Genomic DNA, 20518 nt, shown 5'->3' with positions numbered 1-20518 from the left:
GCTTAATGAAACAAGTAGAACTCAGCCTAAGTGTTGTACCCATCACAAATTTCCACCTTGGCAAGCAGCGGGTAGAACCCCATAATTAACAGCGGCTAAAATAGGCTGGAGGGCATGATATTGACGTCACTTTCTGGCACTCTTAGGCTGATTGCGATTCATTGGAGAACAAGCAATGCCACTATTCATACACCAAGCTGCGCGGCGATTTACACAAATAGTGCTATTGCTGTTTGGGTTGCTGTTGGCAGCCTGTAGTGATTCTTCAGCTAAAGATATTCATCTATTAACCGGTGCCAATCCCGCCGAGCTGGCGCGCACCCATCTAGCGAGTGCTGTATTAAAGCAGCACGGCTTTATTGTCACCATTGAAGAGGCGCGACTGGGGCAAATTTGGCAGCGGCTATGGGCAGGCAAAGCTGATGCTAGTGTGGTGGTATGGTTACCTGAGGCCTCGGCTCCTTTTGTGGAGCGCTTCTTTGATAGGCTCGATGATTTTGGCCCCAAAGATAATGGTCTGGCGGAAGAACGCGAGATATGGCCGGCCAATGATAAGCCCCATACTGTGGTACGCCGTAGCCTAGAGCAAGAGTCGCCCGAAGCTGTAGTTATTTTACGCAACCTGCATTGGCAGCCACAAGATTTAGAACAAATAATGGCCAGCTGGCAGCAAAGCCAAAACTGGACCCTAGCGGCAGAAAGCTGGCTGGCAGAACAGGGACCTTCGGGCAGCTTGAAGCCGTAAGCTAGAAGCTAAAAGACAAACACCTGGTGAAGAGTTAAAGATGAAAAGGAGAGTCTGGTCGAGACACTTCCCCTTCACTTTATTACAAATTTTCAGCTCTTCGTCCGTGTATTCCGTGGCAAAAAATGCTCTTTCGCTTTTAGCTTATCACTTTGTTTTTGGCCGCAGTGAGTGGCCGCTTTTATAGGAACTGTATTGATGACAACAATTGGAACGCCTCTTTCGGCTACGGCCACACGAGTACTACTGTGTGGTGGCGGTGAGCTAGGTAAAGAGGTAGCTATTGAGCTACAACGCCTAGGGGTAGAAGTGATCGTGGTCGATCGCTATGCAAATTCACCGGCCATGCAGGTGGCGCACCGCTCCCATGTTATTTCTATGCTTGATGGTGTCGCGCTTAGAGCTGTCATCGAGCAAGAACAACCGCATTTTATAGTGCCCGAGATTGAAGCAATTGCCACCGACACCTTAGCGGAGCTTGAACAAGAAGGCTTTACTGTTATTCCTACCGCTCGCGCTACCCAACTCACCATGAATCGCGAAGGCATTCGCAGCCTAGCTGCCGACGAATTAGGGCTCGCCACCTCGCCTTACCGCTTTGCGGGTACGTTGGAAGAGTTTAAAACGGCCATCGCCGAGATAGGCCTGCCCTGTGTAGTTAAGCCGATTATGAGTTCCTCTGGCAAAGGCCAAAGTACCTTACGCGACGAAAGTGAGATAGAAGCCGCTTGGCATTATGCGCAAGAAGGAGGGCGTGCCGGTGGCGGACGCGTCATCATAGAAGGCTTTGTTGAATTTGATTATGAAATCACCTTACTCACGGTACGCCATGTTAACGGTACCAGCTTTTGTGAGCCCATCGGCCACTTACAAGAAGATGGTGACTATCGCACTTCGTGGCAGCCTCAGACCATGAGCGCGGCGGCACTAGCCTCTGCGCAGCGGGTTGCCGAACAAGTAACTGGTGCTCTCGGTGGTTATGGGGTATTTGGTGTCGAGCTGTTTATCCGCGGTGACGAAGTGCTGTTCAGCGAAGTTTCCCCTCGGCCTCACGACACAGGTCTGGTGACGCTGATTTCACAAAACCTGTCGGAATTTGCCCTGCATGCCCGCGCTATTCTAGGCTTGCCGATCCCGCTGATCCGTCAATATGGCCCTGCCGCCTCGGCGGTTATTTTACCTGAGGGGAAGTCTTGCCAAACTCGTTTTGGTGCTCTGAATCTGGCGCTATCCGAGCCAGATACCGAGCTGCGTTTGTTCGGCAAGCCGGAGATTGACGGTCGCCGCCGCATGGGCGTAGCCCTGGCACTGGCCGATAATATAGAAGCGGCCAAAACCAAGGCCAGCCAGTGTGCCGCCAAGGTAACCGTCGCGTTTTAAGCTTCTTTTATATTGAGTGTTTGGTTTTAGGCGCCCCGCTTCGGGCGCCTTTTTTATACTTGTGGCATAGGGGGGGATTTTTGGCGCAAGGGTTGCTTCCAGCGTTCCGATAGCAAGACGCCAAACAACGTTAGGCCACCGCCCACAAGATGATACCTCGCCAGTGTTTCATTCAAGACGGCGGCGGCAATTAGCGCGGTTAAAATCGGCACCAGATTAAAGAAGATGGTCGTACGGCTCGGCCCCAGGTGTTTGATGCCGGTCATCCAGGTGAGTGGCGCGGCAATAGAAGCAAATACACAGGCATAAAGCACTAATGGCAGATTGCTGGCGTTGAGGCCGGCGCGGGGCGAAAGCAAAAACAGCGGCAGCAGGATCACCACGGCCATTACTACCTGAGCGTACAATAACTGCATGGCGGGCAGCGGAATTTGCCACTTTTTCAATAGCGTGCTGTACAGCGCATAAGATAGGGTGGCGACCAGCATCATGCCATCGCCGATGTTAATGCCATTTTGCGCCAGGCTTGCCAAATTGCCGCTCGACATCACCCATAGTACGCCCATAAAAGAACAAAGTGCGCCCACTACCGCGCCTTTGGTCAGCCGTTGGCCGAGCATTAGCACCGCCATTACCAGTGACATCATCGGCATCAGTGACAGCACTATGCCCATGTTAGTGGCCGAAGTACTGGGCGCGGCAAAATACGCCAGACTTTGATACACCGCCATACCCAGAAAGCTCAATATGACGATCTTGCCTCTATTGCGTTTGAGCACCGGCCAAGCTTTAAGGGTAGGGCGCAGTAAAAACGGCGTTAACAGCACACAGGCAAACAACCAGCGATAAAAACCCACCTCGGCAGGAAAAATAGCGCCTACGGTCAGCTTGTTCACCACCGTGTTTCCGGCCCAAAACAACACAGCCAATAAGGGAAACGCGTAATACATTCAATTCAACCTTACTTACAGACAAGGATAACCACAACGGCGGCTATTATCCTTTGACTGTTAACAGGGCTATACTGACTTTCGGACAACAAGGCCTCGGTTTCAGACAAGTCTAGTGACAAGAGTGGCGATGAACAAAAACTACATTTATATCCCCGAACTGAGCCAGCTGCCCAGCCGAGTCTATTTTCGGTATGATGAATATGGCGCCAATACCCACGGCGCAGCGCACCGACACCAGTGGGGCCAGCTAAACTATACCGCCCGTGGCGTCATGCAGCTGCAAATAGACGGTCGCCCCTATATGTCGCCGCCTAACTATGCGGTGTGGATCCCGCCTCATCAGCTGCACAGCTGTTACAACCGCGAGTCGGTACTGTATCGCTCTGTGTATATCGCCCTAAGTGAATGCTGCCTGCTACCCGAACATCCTTGTGCCGTGGCCATGAGCCCGATACTCAAAGCCATTTTAAATGACTTTGCCGATCGAGACGTCACCACGCCCATCAGCCAGCCCGATCTCAACCTAGCCCAAGTGCTGCTGGATCAGCTGCAGCTAGCCCCCATAGAAGCTGATTATCTGCCCTATGGCCAGAGCGATATGGTGAATTTTGTGCTGAATAAGCTCAGCAGCGATCCGGGGGACTGCACCGTTTTGTGTGACTGGGCAAAACAGGTGTTTGTGAGCGAACGTACTCTGGCGCGGTATTTTATTCAGGAGCTAGGCATGAGCTTTGGCGAGTGGCGCCAGCGGCTGCGATTTTTAACCGCGATAGACGCCTTGGAGCAGGGGCGGGCCATCAAAGAGATAGCGCTGGATATGGGATACAGTAATAGCTCGGCGTTTATCACCATGTTTATACGCCACGCCGGCTGTACACCTGAGCAGTATCGCCGCCTTGTATAAAGACACCATAAACAGCTGCAAAAATCATCTCGAAAGGTCAACAGACCCTAGGTTAAACCAATAAGGTCAGTCAGTTATGTCACGTACCATCTATTTATTACGCCATGGCCAAACCCAGTTTAATGCCGAGCTTCGTTTACAGGGCCACTGTAATTCCGATCTTACCGCCATCGGGCTACAGCAGGCCGAGGCCATGGCCAACACTTTGGCGGGATTATTAAGCACACCGCAAGACTGGGCGCTGTATTCAAGCCCACTGGGGCGTGCCCAGAAAACGGCGCAGATAATTAGCGAGCACCTACAATTATCGCCTGACAATATTCAATTGGATGAACGACTGATGGAGCTGGGCTTGGGCGAGTGGGAACAGCAACGCGCACCGGATTTGCAGCTGCAATTCCCGCAACTTTCTCAGCAAGTTTTAAGCTGGTATCTGCAAGCGCCTGGTGCCGAGCGCTACGAACATTTGCAAGGTCGACTCTTAAGTTGGCTGCAAGAGCCAAGCTTGCCTCAGCAAGTGGTAGTAGTGGCGCATGGCTTATCTGGTGCCGTATTGCGCGGCCTATATGCCCAATTAGATTACGATGCCGTATGGCAACAAGAGATACCGCAAAACGCCTTTTTTAAACTCAGTAATGGTCAAATAGAGCGCATTGCCTGCTAATTACAAGTTAGATGGCGGAGAAACGGTGGATGATTATTACTGGAGGGGCTTAAACGAGAGGTGGTGGCAAGTATAAGAGTCTTTCTTGCCACCATTATTACAGCTTCATATTAATGAATGAGCTTAGCCAACATTAACGCCGTGCTCGCGAGCTAGCGGGGCTAGGCCACCGGCAAAACCCTGACCAATGGCTTTAAATTTCCATTCGTTATTGTGACGATATAGCTCACCAAAAATCATGGCGGTTTCGTTTGAGGCATCTTCGCTCAGGTCGTAACGCGCAACTTCGGTGTTGCTGTCGCTGTTTACAACACGAATGTAGCTGTTGCTAACTTGGCCAAATGATTGCTTGCGTGCTTCAAATTCATGAATGGTTACTGCAAATACCAGCTTCTTAACGTCGGCCGCAATTTTATCGAGGTCGATATTAATGGTTTCGTCATCGCCATCGCCAGCACCAGTCAGGTTATCACCGGTATGCTCTACTGAGCCGTCGGCCGCGGTTTTGTTACCATAGAAGATGAAGTCAGCATCTGAACGTATTTTGCCGTTTTCACCCACCAAGAATACTGAAGCATCTAGGTCAAATTCTGCACCATCGGTTACACGGGCATCCCAGCCTAAACCCATGGCGATTTTTTTCATGCCTGGGGCTTCTTTAGACAGAGAAACGTTACCACCTTTAGATAGAGATACAGCCATTTTACGATTCCTTAATACAGAGTATAAAAACTAACAGGGGGCAATATTGCCCCCATACAGTATGTTTGCTTACGACGCGTTTACACCGAATTCACGGCACATTGCCAACAAACCACCGGCATAACCTTGACCAACGGCGCGGAACTTCCATTCCGTGTTATGACGATACAGTTCACCGAAAATCATGGCGGTTTCGGTCGAGGCATCTTCACTTAAGTCGTAACGAGCCACTTCTACGTTAGTGTCTTTATTCACCAAACGGATAAAGGCGCCACTAACTTGACCAAAAGATTGCTTGCGTGACTCGGCGTCATGAATGGTTACCGTGAATACCACCTTGCTAACGTCGGCAGATACCTTGTCCATAAACACATAAAGAGACTCATCATCGCCGTCGCCTTCACCAGTTAGGTTGTCGCCGGTGTGCTCAATGGAGCCATCGTCACTTTTCAGTTTGCCGTAAAAAACAAAGTCGGAGTCAGAGCGAACCTTACCGTCAGCACCAATCAAAAATGCAGAGGCATCTAAGTCGTAATCGGCACCATCGGTAGAGCGAGCATCCCACCCCAAGCCAACAAGAATGTTCTTCATGTTGGGGGCTTCTTTACTCAGTGATACGTTTCCACCTTTGCTTAACGAAATAGCCATTTATTATCTCCTTACTCTTGTGTGGTTTTACTTTTATTTTCTGCGGTAGACGCTGTGTCAGCGTTGTCTTCTTTTTCAGGGAACATAACACTCGCTACTATACCAATAGCTAAGGTGATTAATACAATCACAAGGCTGGTTGTTGCGTCAATGCTATACCCATGGTCAAATAAATGATTGCTGGCGTTAAGTGCTAACTTGCCGGCAATAAAGAACAATAGAGCCACAACGGCTTTTTCTAAATGCACCAAATATTGCTTTAGTGCTTCTAATACAAAGTACAGAGTACGCAGGCCCAAGATGGCAAACATCATGGCCGAGAACACGATTAACGGTTCACGACTCACGGCGATTACCGCCGGCACAGAGTCAAAGGCAAACATCACGTCAGACAGCTCGATCACCGCTAAACACAACAACAGCGGCGTGGCATAAAATTTAGCCTTGCCGGTACGACCTACTTGAACGGCCTCGTTGCCTGGCTGAGCTAGTTCATGGTCAACCTCTTTCTGCGTCATCAAAAACTTGTGTCCGTGCAGTTTTGGCCAAACTGGGAGCAGCTTTTTAACGGAGCGAAATGCCAGATGCTGTGAGTAATCTTCAATAGCATCTCCATCACCGCCGCTTTTAAGCATCATCACCGCAGTCCATGCCACAATGGCGGCAAAGGCCATTTCGACCCAAGGGCCAAGCATTAATAAACTGGTACCAATAGCAACAAAGATCAAACGGAATACGATCGCACCCATGATCCCCCAGTACAGCACTCGGTGACGATAGCCGTCGGGTACCGAGAACCAAGAGAAAATTGCCATCATTACGAACAGGTTATCTACCGACAATACCTTTTCTAATGCGTAGCCGGTAATAAACAAGCTGGCCACTTCGGCACCATGATGCCAACGCAGATAACCGGCAAAGCCCAGTGAAATAAGCACCCAAAATACCGACCATAAGGCGGCACTTTTCAGCGGGATCGGCTTATCGTCACCGTGCGCGTACATGTCTATGGCAATGGCCCCCACGGACAATACCAAAAACACAATGACGGTTTCGATGGGAAAACCAATCGATGTTTCCATATAAAATTATCCTTTACAGATCAAAGTCAGTGGGGGAGAGGCCAAGCGCCACACAAATCTCTTTTGCGCTGGCTTTTTCTTCTGCATCAAAATCACCATCACTCTTACCGATAGCAATCGCCACTCGTAGCATTAGCTGAGCGGCATCGGTTTCATCACGCATACGAGTGATTAACTTCATGGCTTCGCCTTTGCCAATATCCTTATCAAATTCAAAGTTGCTGGCCAATTTATTGAACACTTCAATGATCTGCTCGGTATCGAACACGCTCAATTCTGGCGAGTTTTTAATGAAGCCAATCATCTTTTGCTTTTCTTCGGCGCTCACGCCATCACTGGCCATGGCCACGTAAGCACAGGCGGCAACAGTGCCTTCCATAAACTTACGATTTTTGTACTTACTAACCCGCGTGGCGAGCTCGTTGCGCCCGCTATTTAGTGAGTCTTTAATTTTATTAAAAAATGACATGTTAATTCCTGTCTATGTTGGTTACAGAACGTTGGTTACTGATACTTAATATCGGTTACTTACTACCACGGCCCCAGCTAAAACCCCAGCCAAAAGCCTTATCTAATTCTTTATGACCAGAAAAATACTGATTGATTCGTTCGACTTCAATTGAGCCGTTGACGTTACTTAATCGAGCGATGGCACACATGCCCTGTCGGTTGTTGCCGTCGGTTAAGCGGGTTTCAATAGGACCTTGACCTGGGATGTGAATAGTCACCACGCCATCGGTATTTTCCCAACTGGGTGTACCTTGATAGATAAAGGCAAAAATCAGTACTTCTTCAAGCTCTTGCCAATGCTGGCCGCTAATGTGCAACCATTCACCACCGGTTACTGCACCGGTGCGATCATCACCTTGTAATTCTACATAAGGTGAGCTGTTCATCGAGCCAAAGCGCTCGCCCAATGCTTGAATGACATCTCGGTTACCGTTGCGAGTTTTAACAAAGGCGCCAATATCTAAGTCGATACCGCTGGAGCGGGCAAACAGGCCAGTTTTTTTCTTGCCTTGATTCCAGTCTAGGTTGACCTTAATCACACCAAAGTTGTCTTTTTTGGCCAAATTCACCCGCGGGGCTTCTTTGGTTAAAGACACCTTACTGAGGCTAATTGGCGGAGCAGCTGGCGTCGGCGTTGGTGCAGGAGCCGATGTTGGCGCAGAGGTAGCTGTTGAGCTGTCGATATCAACGCCAAAGTGTTCAGCAAGGGGTTGTAGTCCACCGTTAAAGCCTTGGCTGATAAAGCGAAACTTCCACTCTTGGTTACGGCGATAAAGCTCACCGAGGATAAGAGCGGCTTCGGGACGCCCTTGTAGCTCTACTTGCCCACGGATCACCGACTGACCATTTACCTCTACTTGAATTTCAAGGGAGCGTAAGCTGGTTATTTGCGCGTTTTGTTCGGCCGTGGCCGTAAAAGCAATACGCTGTACGTCGGAGCGCATACGCGACAAATCGACCGTAAATGCGGAGTTAGTGCCATCGGAGATCATCTGGATGCTAGTGTCGTCGTTCTGCTTTTGGCCATAAAAGACCATGTCTGCATCACCACGTACTTTACCCGAGTCATACAGTCGGAAGCTGGAAATATCAGCCGCTAGCCCAGAGATAACGCGTACCGTGACCTTGCTATCTGAAAGGGGGGCATTGCCCCCAGGAGTTAGTTCTACCATTAAGCACCAACCTGTTGGCTGATCATGGGGATCATGTCATCTACGGTGCGACCCGGGGCAGGCTGACCGTGGGCGGTAAAGTTCCACTCTCCGCCTTGGCGGCGTAACGAGGCAATAAGCACGCCGGTATGCGATCCTTGTTCTGCTAACAAAAACTTGGCCAGTTCGGTGCCCTTATTGTCGAGTACGCGGCAAAATGCATTTTCGACTTCATTGAAGGTTTGGCCACGAAAGCTGTTCACCGTAAAAGCAAGATACTCTACCGAGCTGGGCAGCGAAGGCAGGTCAACATGAATCACTTCATCGTCGCCATCACCGGCGCCAGTTAGATTGTCACCACCATGCACTACGGCACCACAGCGTGATTTTAGCTGGCGAAACCAAATGGTGTCTACGGGCTGAGCGTTACCATCAAGCAGCACACAGGAAGCATCCAGATCGATGCTGTCTCCGCCGCTAGAGAACAAAGAAGACAACAAGCCTTTCTTCTTTTTCACGGGATCCCAGCCCAAGCCAATAGTGATACGAGTGAGTTCATTGCTGGCGGATTTAGCCAGAGAAACGGTTTGTTTTTTCGTTAAAGATACACTCATTTTCATCCCTTTTTATATGACATACCACTGACGCTGACATTCAATTTTGCGTGATAATTGAGCAAAAAGTAAGTGGTGTTATTGAATTTTAAGGTAATAAACTAACAGCAGAACATAAGTAAAACACGGATAACAAGCATATTAAGCGGGTTATTTTTTATTACGATTTATCTGGACTATGGGTCTGGACTGTAGCTAAAGGTTGCGAGTGAGTGATTACTGGATTTTGGAATAATGAAATATCCATAAAAATAACATTAAATCAATGGTATACACTGAATTTTATCGGTGGTGTCGACGGGTTTTTCTAAAAATGAGGTACTTAGCCTATTCAGTTACAATGTCTAAATGATCAGTAATCGATGATGACACGGCTAGCGATTTTTCTGTGGGCGTTCGATCAGGTAGAATCAGCTGCGCATTTATATTAGATGAGCAGCGACAGCATTAAGCGTATACAAGCCTAGATGAGTACACTCATTGAACATTTACAGTTCTAAATAATGTTTGCGAGAGGTTGAGCCACCTCAAAGTCGTAACACCATAAACATAATGCGCTCCCCCTTTTTAAAGCCGGCGCTTACTGACGACTACTGAGTAGTGAAAGTGGCCGTCAGTGTTAAGGTGGTAGACGCCGCCTTTTGTTAAACCGCAACCACCACCGATGGACGACAGAAATTGATACATGCTATTTGGTTTATGACCGGATTGTCGTCACAACGTGACATGATCCGTGCGATAAAAGCAGAGGTACCCGAGGTCACTATTGTTGCTTCACACCAGCAACCGCGATATGAAATATTGGCGGAAGCAGATTACGCGTACCTTGAGCCGCCTTTAGCAGGGTACGACCTTGGCTCTAATTCGGCTAATACTGAGCTTATGCTGGTGTTTATGGCCGAAGTAGTTAACAAGCATCAGGTGAGTGTTATTCATGTTGGTCGCAATAGTCCTTTTTTTGAAGGTCATAGAAGCACCATCGAGTCGTGGGGCGTTACTTTAGTAACCGGGGCTCGGGGGCAGGCAAGCTTTGCGATTGCCGACAATAAACAGGCTTTTGCCAACCATATGCAGGCACAGGGATTGCCCGTGGTGCCCACTATTTCTGCTAGATCCTTAGCAGAGCTAGAACATATTTTTAAGCGTCAGCCATTTGGCGCCACTGATTTCTGTATTAAGCCGGCACGGGGCATCTATGGCATGGGATTTTGGCATCTGGACACCACCGCCGTATTGCTTGATGCCGATACCAAACGCATTCACCCAGATATTTATTTGGCGGCGGCACGTCTCGACAATGAACGAGGCCACCGGTTTAGCGAACAAGTAGTGATGCCATTTTTACCCGGAATCGAGCGTTCGGTCGATATTATTATTGACCAAGGCAAGGTGATCACCGCGATAGGGCGGTGCAAACAAGATGCTGTTCAATATTTTGAGCACTCGGGCATTGCCTTTGACTTGGCCCTTAAGTGTGCAGAGCAATTGGGTCTAGATGGCTTAGTTAACGTGCAAACGCGAGATGATGCCAACGGCCAACCATTTCTTTTAGAAACTAATCTGCGACCATCAGGTGGCATCTGTTTTTCTTTATCATCAAAGGTCAATCTATCGGCATTGTTTGCGCGCTACGTCACCGGCCTTTGGTCGGCTGCCGATATTCAAGCGCATGTTGCGGCTTGTTTTATGCCGGCACACGTGAGAAGCACCAGCACAGTGTTGCCACTACCTTTGTCATTGCCCAGCCTTAATACCTTGCCATTATCTTCATCCATAGGGCAGCCATTACCTGACACATTCGATCTGGAAACCATCTCATGACGCACTATGAACTGACCACAGGCCGCCTGTCTGTTGCCCCCGCACAAGCCAGCTGGACCTGCGACGATCTGTTTAATATTGCCGAGCGACGCAACCCAAAACGCGCCTTCTTATTTGTGAGCAAGGTACTGGGCCGCCATATTCCGGTGTGTCCCAGTACCATGCGCGCTGTGTATCGGGATTTAGCAGGGCAAATACCTGCCGACTTGCCCGGCCCCATCTTATTTGTTGGCATGGCAGAAACTGCCGTGGGCTTAGCGGCGGGAGTGCATCAAGAATACCGCACTCGCCGTAGTGATACCTGCCTGCTCACCTCAACCCGCCACCCAGTCGATGGCGACTTACTATGTGAGTTTAAAGAAGAGCACAGCCATGCCACGGACCATCTTATCTACTGGCCAACCGATGCAACGTTACGCGAGCAAGTAAAGCAGGCCGCCTCCTTGGTGTTAGTGGACGATGAAGCCACCACCGGTAATACCTTTGCCAACTTACTGACCGCACTGCGCCAGGCGGGGGACGATGGCTTGGCGAACCTGCAACACGTGTGTGCCGTGACCTTAACCGATTGGAGCGGCGACGCGCTGGCCAATAGAACCGAATTACCGGTGCAAAGCATTAACTTGCTGGCCGGCCAATGGTCTTGGCAAGCCGATGCCGATGCCGAGCTGCCTATTATGCCCATGGTCAATGTGACCGAGCGCGGGGCCGCCGAGTTAAGCCCTCGCCAAGACTGGGGCCGCTTAGGCGTCGCCGACAGCCGTTTAATGCTGGGGCGCGATATCACGGCGAAGCCCAAAGAGCGCATTTTGGTGCTGGGATCAGGGGAGTTCGTATGGCAGCCATTTTTGCTGGCCGAGCGGTTAGAACAAGCGGGGGCGAAGGTGCATTACAACTCAACTACGCGCTCACCCATTTCAATAGGCCATGCCATAGAAACGGCACTGTCGTTTACCGATAACTACGGGCTGGGTATTCCTAATTACACTTACAATGTTTTTCCGGAACGTTTTGATCGCATTATTCTTTGTTCCGAAACGCCCCGTTCAGCGTGGGATCCTCAGCTGTTAAGCGCGTTGAATAATCCGGAGTTTGCTTACTATGAATAAACCGCTGTTTTTGGTCGACCTAGACGACACCTTATTTCAGACCAAGCGTAAAATGACCCAAGAGTTAGGACAAGAGCCGGTGCGCGTCGGCGCGCTAGATCGCTCACTCACTCCCCGTAGCTTTATGAATCAAAAACAAGCGATGTTGGTGGACTGGTTACTAGAAAGCAGTGAGCTTATTCCGGTTACGGCCAGAGGCACGGAAGAAATAGCTCGGGTTGATATCCCGTTTCGCTCATGGCAGATAACCACCCACGGTGCGGTTATTTTGCAACCCAACGGCCAGCCGGATGCGGGTTGGCAACAACATATTTTGGATGCACTCGCACCCTATACCGCGCATCTATTAGAGTTAGAGCGGGTGTGTAACGCCGTGCTTAAAGAGCAGCAAGTGGATGGTTGGGTACGCATTAATCATGAGTATGACGGTCAGCCGGTGTATCTGGTGATGAAGCACAGCAATAGCAATCATATCGAGGAAACCTATGCGGTGGCTGATGAGGTGGCCAAGCACATCGACCTAAGCGGTTATTATGTGCATCGCAACGGCAACAACATTGCCTGGCTGCCGCACTGCATCGAAAAAGGCAAAGCCACCGCATATTTGTTAAAAACATTACAAGAAACGTCAGGCACCCGGCCAGTCATTGGCCTAGGCGACAGCTTGAGTGATCATCGCTTTTTAACGTTGTGTGATTTTTGGGGTATGCCCAGCACCAGCCAGTTTGCCACACACGTCGATCAGTCTTTTCATCAGCAGGAAGATTAATATGCCTACCACTGCTATTACGCCATTTTCAGGTTCATATCAGCCAGAAGACGTGCAGTTCTTGCTGCAACCACTTGAAATGGCCTATACGCCGGTTGCCGAAAAAGAGCAGTTGATCCAGTCCGGCCAAAGCCATTATTCAGACATGCTTTCGCAAGAGCCGGCGCCGTCAGATAAGCACAAAGCCTTGTTTAACCAAGCGCTGGATGAGCAAGGCTTTAGGCTGGCCAAAGAAAGCGTGGCGCTGGCCAAGGCACTGCAACAGCAAGTTGCAGGTGAGCAGGCCACCCCCATTATTTTGGTGAGCCTAGTGCGTGCTGGCGTACCGCTGGGGGTTATCTTGCAGCAAACATTACGCGAAATGGGCGTGGCGTCTGTGCACTATGGCATCAGTATTATTCGTGACCGAGGCATAGATGAAGCCGCATTGGCCTATATAGAAGCCAAACACGGCACCCAAGGTATCGTATTTGTAGATGGCTGGACGGGCAAGGGGGCGATCACCGACGAACTAGCGAAAAATCTAGCAGGGCGACCGGGTTATCCCGAGCAACCTCGGCTGGTGGTATTGGCCGATCCTGGTGGCAGTGCCTGGCTTAGTGCCTCAAGCGATGACTGGCTGATCCCGTTTGGTATTTTGGGAGCGCCGGTCTCGGGCTTGGTCTCACGCTCTATTTGGACTGATAAAGGAGTGCATGGCTGTGTACTCTGCGATCATTTAGCGGCAGATGACTGTAGCGAGCAGCTGGCCGATGTAATAACAGAACACAGAAAACATCTTAATCTGGATAGCATAGCGCCCGCACTGCTCACCGAACAGCAAGGGCGAGTACAGCCGCGCCTAGCTAGCCGCGCCGTCATACAGCACATTGTCGATCATTATCAGGTGGACAGTATTAATCGCATCAAGCCGGGCATTGCCGAGGCCACTAGAGCCGTGCTGCGTCGGGTGCCGGACCATGTATTAGTACGCTCTCTTAAGGATCCCGATGTTGAGTTGTTGGTGCATTTGGCGCAGGCCTCGGGGGTGGTTATTAGCGAAGTGGGTGATAACATTGGCCCTTATCGCGCACTTACCATCATTAAAAAGGTGCTCTAATCATGACTATTTCACCTTATCGACTGGGGGCTTCGCTTTATATGCCCGCGGTGCGCACCGACATTATTGATGTGGTGCTAAAAAATAAGATACCGGGCCTAAGCTCGCTGATCATCTGCTTTGAAGATGCGCTAGCCGAGCAAGACATTGCGGCTGGGCTTAGTAACCTGCACACCGTGCTTGCCGTGTTGCGCCAGCACCGTCATGCCAACCATAGCCATGCCAATTGCGAGCATAACCATGCCAATCGAGATCATGACCGACCTTTGGTCTTTATTCGGCCTCGTCATCAGGCCATGGCTCGACTGTTAGTGGACGAGTTTGATCTTAGTACCGTTAACGGCTTTGTGCTGCCCAAGTTCACCCAAGCCACTTTGGATGAATGGACCGATATTCTAGAGCCCACTCAGCTGTTGTGGATGCCCACCCTAGAAACCGCAGAGGTCTTTGATGCGCTAGCCATGCGCGAGCTGGTGAATGTATTAGATACCCACCCTTGCCGATCGCGCATGTTAGCGATCCGAGTGGGGGGGAATGACTTGCTTAATGTATTGTCTTTGCGCCGCCAGCGGCATAAGACGCTTTATGATGGTCCGCTCGGTTATGTGATGAAAATGCTGGTCAGCACCTTTGGTTCTCGCCAATTCGCGCTTACCGCACCGGTGTGTGAGCTTATTGAGCGTAACGATATTCTGACCGAAGAGCTTAAAGCGGATATTGAACATGGTTTTGTGGGTAAAACCGCCATTCATCCCAACCAGATTGATATTATCAATCAAGCACTGGCGGTTGAAGCAACAGAATATGAAGACGCCTTGCGCATCGTCAACTCAGGCGCTGCGGTATTCAAGCACAACGGTGCCATGTGCGAGCCTGCCACGCACACTCGCTGGGCAGAAAACATACTGACCCGAGCACAGTATTACGGCCACCAAAAAAGGTGGTTAACGAGTATTCCAGGATAAGTGTGCGGCTACATTTAATTAAACAGAGACGACAGTATCGCGCTGATGTACAGCTCCGAGGTATGTAGCTTATCTGCACGACTAGCCAGCAAATAGTTTTGAGTACAACAAGCGAGTACCTATTTACTCTTTAGCCATAAATCAGTGAACTATGTATCAAATTATACCAATTCAGGCGCAATATAACGCCGCTATTAGCCAAATTATCAAACAAGTCGGTGCCGAGTATGGCGCAGTAGGGGACGGTTTTGGACCGGGTGACGCAGAAGTTGCATGCATGAGTCAGCATTACTTAGCCGAGCATCGCTGCCAGTATTTAGTCGCGCTGGTAAATGGCCAAGTCGTGGGCGGGGCGGGCATTGCGCCTTTTCTGCACTATGAAGAAATATGTGAACTCAGAAAATTATTTCTGCAGCCCAGACATCGAGGGCTAGGCATTGGCCGAGCGCTTACTCAAGCCTGCTTGGTGTTTGCACAACAGCAAGGTTATCAACAGTGCTACTTAGACACCTTAAGCACCATGCAGGCCGCGATTAGTTTGTATGAACGCATCGGCTTTAAGCATCTTACACAACCGCTAGCGGGCACACTACATGGTGGCTGTGACGTGTGGATGCTCAAAGATCTGCATCAAACATTATAAAATCTGGATATAAATTAATAATCAAAATGCTGCGCGTAAGAGTAAACGCTTCACACCGTATGACGGTGTTTTGACTTACGACTTACGACATACGACATACGACATACGACATAAGGCGTAAAGCGTACGGCTTATGTCGTTTTACGCCTCGCGTTGTTAAAACTTACGGCTTAGCTAGATGCCAAACATCAAACTTACCATCGCCCGAGGTGTCGCCTTCGGTTTTGTCGCCTTGCCATAAGTATAAAGGCTGGTCTCGATAGCTCCATTGCAGGCTGCCATCATCTCGAGTCACAATGGCGTAATCACCGTCGGCCTTATCGTCTTTATTCGCTGCTAATGGAGGCCAGTTATCGGCGCACTTGTCGTTACACTTGCTCATGCCTGCGTCGTCTTTATCAAACACATATAGGCTCATACCTGAGTCATTGGTGAGTATTTCTCCTTGGTCGCTATCGGCGGTTTGTACCGGTGCAGCCAAGGCCTGTAGGCTGAACATCAGCGTGAATCCGAGCAATGTTTTGGTCAACATATTGGGTTTCCTTTTAAACTAAAGTTAAACCGATGCCAGACTCACAGTGTTTGAGTGGCACCAAGCTAAGCGTAGGCAAGCTTAGAGGGTCATGCTGAATTTTTAATGTTGAAGAAAAGCAGAAGCAAAAAAGCGCTACCTTAATATCTGCAGACGGCCAGCATTGGCTGTATTTTAATAATGAAAATAATAATGTATTTCCAATAAGTCATGAATTATATTCATGATAAGCAGTCCGGCATAACTTATGTGGATTCAGGGGCTAGCTTATCTTTATCGTCACCCTCGCGAAGGCGGGGGTCCAGTGCCTTTGCAGGCAGCACTCTGGCTGACATCTCTGCGCCACAAGCCCTGGATTCCCGCCTTCGCGGGAATGACGGCAGAACCACACATGTTATGGCCGATTGCTTATTAAGGGCTAAAGACAGGAGTTAAGTTATGTTGGAGCGGTTTCACCTTGAAGTGCTGGCAGCAATAAAAGAGCAAGGAACGTTAACCCAAGCTGCCCAGTCGTTAAATTTATCCCAGTCTGCATTGAGTCACAGCATCAAAAAATTAGAAGGCCAGATAAAAACACCTGTTTGGCAAAAAGAAGGGAGAAGCTTGCGCCTTACCCATGCGGGTGAACAAATTTTGACGCTTGCCACTCGGGTATTGCCGCAATTTAAACACACTGAGCTGCTATTAAGCCAGATAGTGAAAGGCGAAATGGGCTCACTGCGCATCGGCATGGAATGCCACCCTTGCTATCAATGGCTGTTAAAAGTGATTGAACCTTATCTTGAAAAGTGGCCAAACGTTGATATTGACGTGAAGCAGGAATTTCAGTTCGGTGGTCTGGGAGCTCTGCATAGCTACGAGATAGATATCCTGGTCACACCAGATCCCTTATATAAACCTAATTTGACGTTTATACCGGTATTTGACTATGAACATAGGCTGGTCGTTGCCTCATCTCACCCCCTTGCCATGCAAGACTCGGTCATGCCTGAGCAGCTAAGTGAAGAGGTATTATTTAGCTATCCGGTAGAGCCTGAGCGGTTGGATATTTACAGTCAGTTTTTAAATCCCGCAAAGTGCACCGTCAAAAAACACAAGACCATAGAAACCACGGAAATAATGTTGCAATTGGTGGCGGCAGGCAGAGGCGTCAGTGCATTGCCTGGTTGGCTAGTGGATGAGTTCGCCAAAACAATGGCCATTAAAAGCCTTCGATTCGGTCAACAGGGGATTAGAAAACAGATCTTTGTGGGAATACGAAAAGGCGAAGAGCAGATTAATTATCTTAGCGATTTCATTGCTCAGGCTCAGCATGTCAGGTAATGAGACCAGTCTGGAAATCTAACTGATCATATCATCCTACTTCGCCACTGTTTTGTGTCTTAAAACAGCCAGCGAAGCTGCCCATCATCGCTCTCGTGCAGATACTTCGACATCAGCAAGCCAGTTCCAGCGGTGAAGGTGACATACCGTTTGCCTAAGAGAGCATAGGACTGGCGTTACTCATGACGTTTACTCATGCATTTATGAAGTAATATCACTTTTTTTCATGCCTCCATCCGCGTATAAATATAGCTATTCGCAGCTCTAGACATCCAGACTGCCAAAAATATTACAGTGGATTATTAATTAGCTATAAACCAAAACAGACTGTGCAGACTACTGGCCAGAGCAATCGGTAAGCCCAGCAACAGCCAGCACACCTTCAGGTTTTATTGCCGGAAAAGGGATACCAAACATCATGAGCAACGACTTTAGCTTCGCTATCAACAGCATTAATTTCGACGAAAATTATCGTCCTTCAGACAACTCGCGCATTACTACTAACTTTGCCAATTTGGCCAGAGGCGAGAGTCGTCAACAAAATTTGCGCAACACCTTAGCGATGATCAACAATCGTTTCAACGCCTTAGCGTACTGGGATAATCCCAAGGCCGATCGTTACTCTGTAGAGCTGGAAATCATTTCCGTTGATATGAAGGTACAGGGCAATGAGATTGCCTTTCCTAGCATTGAAATCTTGCAGACCTATATTGTTGATCACATCACCAAGCAACGTGTTGCAGGCATTGTAGGCAATAACTTTTCCTCTTATGTGCGAGATTATGACTTTAGCGTTTTGCTGTTGGATCATAATAAAGGTCAAGCTAAGTTTAGTATTCCTGAAGATTTTGGTGATTTGCATGGCAAGCTATTCCAATATTTTTTGAGCTCCAATACTTACCAGCAGAACTTTAAAAAACTACCTGTGATCTGCCTGAGTGTGTCGGATAACAAGACCTATCGTCAGACTGAAAATCAGCATCCTATCTTAGGTGTTGAATATCAGCCTAACGAATCATCGTTAACTGAAACCTACTTTAAAAAGATGGGCTTTGAGGTTCGCTACTTTATGCCCCCTCATTGTGCTGCACCGCTGGCGTTCTATTTCTTTGGTGACTTGTTAAACGATTACAGCAATCTTGAGCTGATAGGCACCATCAGCACCATGGAGTCGTTCCAACGAATTTATCGCCCAGAAATTTATAATGCGAACGCTACGGCCGGAAAAATCTATAAGCCAAACTTGGGAAACCTAGATCATTCAGTAACGCAAATTGTTTATGACCGAGCAGAGCGTAACCAGTTAGCCGTGGCTCAAGGGAAATTTACTGAGGAAAACTTCATCAAACCCTATCAAGCCATTCTTGAAGAATGGTCCGCTAGCTGCGCTTCTTAAATTCGGTCTTATCATTAACGAAAATATAAACGGTACTTATGATGAATAAATTATTACCTACATCAACGGCAGGCAGTTTACCTAAACCTTTATGGTTGGCAGAGCCGGAAAAAATTTGGTCACCTTGGCGCTTAGAAGGTGAAGAGTTAATTGAAGGTAAACAAGATGCTTTACGTGTGTGGTTGCAAGAGCAGCAACATGCAGGTATTGATATTGTCAGTGATGGCGAGCAAACGCGCCAACATTTTGTGACTACCTTTATTGAGCACCTTGATGGTGTTGATTTTGAGAAGCGCAAAACCGTTAAAATTCGTGACCGCTACGATGCGAGCGTCCCTACGGTGGTGGGTGCCGTGAGTCGGCAAAAGCCAGTGTTTGTTGAAGATGCCAAGTTTTTACGTCAGCAAACCAAGCAACCCATAAAATGGGCGCTGCCAGGTCCCATGACCATGATAGATACGCTTTATGATGCCCATTATAAGAGTCGTGAAGAGTTAGCTTGGGAATTCGCCGTCATACTCAATCAAGAAGCCAAAGAGTTAGAAGCTGCGGGTGTGGATATTATCCAATTTGATGAACCTTCATTTAATGTGTTTTTTGATGAGGTAAATGATTGGGGGATTGCGGCTTTAGAAAGAGCCATGGAAGGTCTTAAATGTGAAACTGCTGTTCATATTTGCTATGGCTATGGCATTAAAGCTAATACCGATTGGAAAAAGACCTTGGGCTCTGAGTGGCGTCAATATGAAGAGGTCTTTCCTAAACTGCAAAAATCTAATATCGATATTATTTCATTAGAATGCCAAAACTCTCATGTGCCTATCGATCTGTTGGAACTGATCCGCGGTAAAAAGATCATGCTAGGGGCCATTGATGTGGCAACCAATATCATTGAGACGCCAGAGGAAGTGGCCGCTACATTACGCCGCGCCCTGCAATTTGTAGATGCCGATAAGCTTTATCCATCTACCAACTGTGGCATGGCACCCTTATCTCGTGCTGTAGCAAGAGGCAAGCTAAATGCCTTAAGTGCAGGAGCAGAAATCCTCCGCAGAGAACTCTCGGCCTAGGCCGTTGTTTCCTATAAGCCGCTACCTAGGTAGCGGCTTTTTTATTTGGTACCGGTATTAACAATCCGGCCCTCAGCCGTAGAACCGCCTGTTATACCAATCACACTAAATATTTGATCTATTTTAAAGCTTGGAGTGTTGGAGGCAACAGAGCCACCTCCCACGACGCGCCACTGAGCTAGCCATCTTTGCTGGGTAACAACTGCGAATATTCACTGGATATTCAGTCCATGACCCAACAAATATACACGGCAGCAAGCTGCCCCATACGGGCTCGGGAAATGCCGTCCTTGGTATTTCACGGTCGTGGGAGGCGATCTCCGTTACCTCTTTGCAAGCATCGAGTTGCCTGTAGACAGCGTCATCAGTCACCTGAGTGTAGTGGCACACTTAAAGTGGCCACCTGTTCAGAGGTGATATCATCACCTCATCAGATAT

21 protein-coding genes are annotated in these 20518 nt (G+C 48.7%); 13 read left to right on the top strand and 8 right to left on the bottom strand.

Annotated elements, in window-relative coordinates; translation table 11 throughout:
- Window positions 1-175 precede the first annotated feature (175 nt).
- Both ACFQ1C_RS14755 and purT read left to right on the top strand, forming a co-directional pair.
- Window positions 176-745 (top strand): glycine betaine ABC transporter substrate-binding protein, encoded by a 570-nt coding sequence (locus ACFQ1C_RS14755; RefSeq protein WP_379559438.1) that lies wholly within the window; start codon window positions 176-178, stop codon window positions 743-745.
- A 198-nt stretch (window positions 746-943) separates the two neighbouring features.
- Complete coding sequence (gene purT / locus ACFQ1C_RS14750) at window positions 944-2125, top strand: formate-dependent phosphoribosylglycinamide formyltransferase (protein WP_379559437.1); 1182 nt, start codon at window positions 944-946, stop codon at window positions 2123-2125.
- Window positions 2126-2178: 53 nt separating this feature from the next.
- Here the strand turns inward: purT and ACFQ1C_RS14745 are convergent, their stop codons facing one another.
- Window positions 2179-3075, bottom strand: coding sequence for a DMT family transporter (locus ACFQ1C_RS14745; RefSeq protein ID WP_379559436.1), 897 nt, complete (start codon window positions 3073-3075; stop codon window positions 2179-2181).
- Between the two features lie 130 nt (window positions 3076-3205).
- Between ACFQ1C_RS14745 and ACFQ1C_RS14740 the strand changes: the two genes are divergently transcribed.
- A complete protein-coding gene (locus ACFQ1C_RS14740) occupies window positions 3206-3982 on the top strand; it encodes an AraC family transcriptional regulator (protein ID WP_379559435.1) in 777 nt (258 codons plus the stop codon).
- 76 nt (window positions 3983-4058) lie between these two features.
- Complete coding sequence (locus tag ACFQ1C_RS14735; RefSeq protein WP_379559434.1) at window positions 4059-4646, top strand: histidine phosphatase family protein; 588 nt, start codon at window positions 4059-4061, stop codon at window positions 4644-4646.
- A 123-nt stretch (window positions 4647-4769) separates the two neighbouring features.
- On the opposite strand, the gene ACFQ1C_RS14730 is transcribed toward ACFQ1C_RS14735, so the two are convergent.
- The 6 genes from ACFQ1C_RS14730 to ACFQ1C_RS14705 all read right to left on the bottom strand — a co-directional run bounded on the left by ACFQ1C_RS14730 (window position 4770) and on the right by ACFQ1C_RS14705 (window position 9353).
- Window positions 4770-5348, bottom strand: coding sequence for a TerD family protein (locus ACFQ1C_RS14730; protein ID WP_379559433.1), 579 nt, complete (start codon window positions 5346-5348; stop codon window positions 4770-4772).
- Window positions 5349-5417: 69 nt separating this feature from the next.
- On the bottom strand, window positions 5418-5996 hold the full coding sequence (locus ACFQ1C_RS14725; protein ID WP_379559432.1) for a TerD family protein: 579 nt from the start codon (window positions 5994-5996) through the stop codon (window positions 5418-5420).
- A gap of 11 nt (window positions 5997-6007) precedes the next feature.
- The gene (locus tag ACFQ1C_RS14720; RefSeq protein ID WP_379559431.1) at window positions 6008-7078 is read right to left on the bottom strand and encodes a TerC/Alx family metal homeostasis membrane protein; all 1071 of its coding nucleotides are present in this window, start codon (window positions 7076-7078) and stop codon (window positions 6008-6010) included.
- Between the two features lie 13 nt (window positions 7079-7091).
- Window positions 7092-7547: a tellurite resistance TerB family protein gene (locus ACFQ1C_RS14715; RefSeq protein WP_379559430.1), complete on the bottom strand. Its 456-nt coding sequence runs from the start codon at window positions 7545-7547 to the stop codon at window positions 7092-7094.
- 55 nt (window positions 7548-7602) lie between these two features.
- Window positions 7603-8760, bottom strand: coding sequence for a TerD family protein (locus tag ACFQ1C_RS14710; protein ID WP_379559429.1), 1158 nt, complete (start codon window positions 8758-8760; stop codon window positions 7603-7605).
- The gene (locus tag ACFQ1C_RS14705; RefSeq protein WP_379559428.1) at window positions 8760-9353 is read right to left on the bottom strand and encodes a TerD family protein; all 594 of its coding nucleotides are present in this window, start codon (window positions 9351-9353) and stop codon (window positions 8760-8762) included. The genes ACFQ1C_RS14710 and ACFQ1C_RS14705 overlap by 1 nt, the downstream gene beginning before the upstream one ends.
- Window positions 9354-10031: 678 nt before the next feature.
- Here ACFQ1C_RS14705 and ACFQ1C_RS14700 point away from each other — a divergent pair.
- From ACFQ1C_RS14700 to ACFQ1C_RS14675, 6 genes are all read left to right on the top strand, one after another.
- Window positions 10032-11174, top strand: a complete 1143-nt coding sequence (locus ACFQ1C_RS14700; RefSeq protein WP_379559427.1) for an ATP-grasp domain-containing protein — start codon at window positions 10032-10034, stop codon at window positions 11172-11174.
- Window positions 11171-12283, top strand: coding sequence for a phosphoribosyltransferase domain-containing protein (locus ACFQ1C_RS14695; protein WP_379559426.1), 1113 nt, complete (start codon window positions 11171-11173; stop codon window positions 12281-12283). The genes ACFQ1C_RS14700 and ACFQ1C_RS14695 overlap by 4 nt, the downstream gene beginning before the upstream one ends.
- Window positions 12276-13052, top strand: coding sequence for a hypothetical protein (locus ACFQ1C_RS14690; protein ID WP_379559425.1), 777 nt, complete (start codon window positions 12276-12278; stop codon window positions 13050-13052). The genes ACFQ1C_RS14695 and ACFQ1C_RS14690 overlap by 8 nt, the downstream gene beginning before the upstream one ends.
- Before the next feature lies 1 nt (window position 13053).
- Window positions 13054-14151 (top strand): cysteine protease StiP family protein, encoded by a 1098-nt coding sequence (locus ACFQ1C_RS14685; protein WP_379559424.1) that lies wholly within the window; start codon window positions 13054-13056, stop codon window positions 14149-14151.
- Between the two features lie 2 nt (window positions 14152-14153).
- Window positions 14154-15116, top strand: a complete 963-nt coding sequence (locus tag ACFQ1C_RS14680; protein ID WP_379559423.1) for an HpcH/HpaI aldolase/citrate lyase family protein — start codon at window positions 14154-14156, stop codon at window positions 15114-15116.
- Between the two features lie 151 nt (window positions 15117-15267).
- Complete coding sequence (locus tag ACFQ1C_RS14675; protein ID WP_379559422.1) at window positions 15268-15759, top strand: GNAT family N-acetyltransferase; 492 nt, start codon at window positions 15268-15270, stop codon at window positions 15757-15759.
- Window positions 15760-15922: 163 nt separating this feature from the next.
- Here ACFQ1C_RS14675 and ACFQ1C_RS14670 read toward each other — a convergent pair whose 3' ends face one another.
- The gene (locus tag ACFQ1C_RS14670; RefSeq protein WP_379559421.1) at window positions 15923-16291 is read right to left on the bottom strand and encodes a COG4315 family predicted lipoprotein; all 369 of its coding nucleotides are present in this window, start codon (window positions 16289-16291) and stop codon (window positions 15923-15925) included.
- 438 nt (window positions 16292-16729) lie between these two features.
- On the opposite strand from ACFQ1C_RS14670, the gene ACFQ1C_RS14665 reads away from it, so the two are divergent.
- The 3 genes from ACFQ1C_RS14665 (at window position 16730) to ACFQ1C_RS14655 (ending at window position 20080) form a co-directional block, all read left to right on the top strand.
- The gene (locus tag ACFQ1C_RS14665; RefSeq protein WP_379559420.1) at window positions 16730-17614 is read left to right on the top strand and encodes a LysR family transcriptional regulator; all 885 of its coding nucleotides are present in this window, start codon (window positions 16730-16732) and stop codon (window positions 17612-17614) included.
- Between the two features lie 418 nt (window positions 17615-18032).
- Window positions 18033-19010, top strand: coding sequence for a DUF1852 domain-containing protein (locus tag ACFQ1C_RS14660; protein ID WP_379559419.1), 978 nt, complete (start codon window positions 18033-18035; stop codon window positions 19008-19010).
- Between the two features lie 41 nt (window positions 19011-19051).
- On the top strand, window positions 19052-20080 hold the full coding sequence (locus ACFQ1C_RS14655) for a methionine synthase (RefSeq protein ID WP_379559418.1): 1029 nt from the start codon (window positions 19052-19054) through the stop codon (window positions 20078-20080).
- Window positions 20081-20518 lie beyond the last annotated feature (438 nt).

Source organism: Oceanisphaera ostreae, assembly GCF_042676125.1.
Taxonomy (GTDB): domain Bacteria; phylum Pseudomonadota; class Gammaproteobacteria; order Enterobacterales; family Aeromonadaceae; genus Oceanimonas; species Oceanimonas ostreae.
The sequence above is the reverse complement of the archived record's forward strand: the minus strand, read 5'-3'. Positions and strand labels throughout refer to the sequence as shown.

Bases quoted from the DNA above. Each gene is read 5' to 3' on its own strand.
- ACFQ1C_RS14755 (WP_379559438.1), top strand. From the start codon at position 176: ATGCCACTATTCATACACCAAGCTGCGCGGCGATTTACACAAATAGTG.
- purT (WP_379559437.1), top strand. From the start codon at position 944: ATGACAACAATTGGAACGCCTCTTTCGGCTACGGCCACACGAGTACTA.
- ACFQ1C_RS14745 (WP_379559436.1), bottom strand. From the start codon at position 3,075: ATGTATTACGCGTTTCCCTTATTGGCTGTGTTGTTTTGGGCCGGAAAC.
- ACFQ1C_RS14740 (WP_379559435.1), top strand. From the start codon at position 3,206: ATGAACAAAAACTACATTTATATCCCCGAACTGAGCCAGCTGCCCAGC.
- ACFQ1C_RS14735 (WP_379559434.1), top strand. From the start codon at position 4,059: ATGTCACGTACCATCTATTTATTACGCCATGGCCAAACCCAGTTTAAT.
- ACFQ1C_RS14730 (WP_379559433.1), bottom strand. From the start codon at position 5,348: ATGGCTGTATCTCTATCTAAAGGTGGTAACGTTTCTCTGTCTAAAGAA.
- ACFQ1C_RS14725 (WP_379559432.1), bottom strand. From the start codon at position 5,996: ATGGCTATTTCGTTAAGCAAAGGTGGAAACGTATCACTGAGTAAAGAA.
- ACFQ1C_RS14720 (WP_379559431.1), bottom strand. From the start codon at position 7,078: ATGGAAACATCGATTGGTTTTCCCATCGAAACCGTCATTGTGTTTTTG.
- ACFQ1C_RS14715 (WP_379559430.1), bottom strand. From the start codon at position 7,547: ATGTCATTTTTTAATAAAATTAAAGACTCACTAAATAGCGGGCGCAAC.
- ACFQ1C_RS14710 (WP_379559429.1), bottom strand. From the start codon at position 8,760: ATGGTAGAACTAACTCCTGGGGGCAATGCCCCCCTTTCAGATAGCAAG.
- ACFQ1C_RS14705 (WP_379559428.1), bottom strand. From the start codon at position 9,353: ATGAGTGTATCTTTAACGAAAAAACAAACCGTTTCTCTGGCTAAATCC.
- ACFQ1C_RS14695 (WP_379559426.1), top strand. From the start codon at position 11,171: ATGACGCACTATGAACTGACCACAGGCCGCCTGTCTGTTGCCCCCGCA.
- ACFQ1C_RS14690 (WP_379559425.1), top strand. From the start codon at position 12,276: ATGAATAAACCGCTGTTTTTGGTCGACCTAGACGACACCTTATTTCAG.
- ACFQ1C_RS14685 (WP_379559424.1), top strand. From the start codon at position 13,054: ATGCCTACCACTGCTATTACGCCATTTTCAGGTTCATATCAGCCAGAA.
- ACFQ1C_RS14680 (WP_379559423.1), top strand. From the start codon at position 14,154: ATGACTATTTCACCTTATCGACTGGGGGCTTCGCTTTATATGCCCGCG.
- ACFQ1C_RS14675 (WP_379559422.1), top strand. From the start codon at position 15,268: ATGTATCAAATTATACCAATTCAGGCGCAATATAACGCCGCTATTAGC.
- ACFQ1C_RS14670 (WP_379559421.1), bottom strand. From the start codon at position 16,291: ATGTTGACCAAAACATTGCTCGGATTCACGCTGATGTTCAGCCTACAG.
- ACFQ1C_RS14665 (WP_379559420.1), top strand. From the start codon at position 16,730: ATGTTGGAGCGGTTTCACCTTGAAGTGCTGGCAGCAATAAAAGAGCAA.
- ACFQ1C_RS14660 (WP_379559419.1), top strand. From the start codon at position 18,033: ATGAGCAACGACTTTAGCTTCGCTATCAACAGCATTAATTTCGACGAA.
- ACFQ1C_RS14655 (WP_379559418.1), top strand. From the start codon at position 19,052: ATGAATAAATTATTACCTACATCAACGGCAGGCAGTTTACCTAAACCT.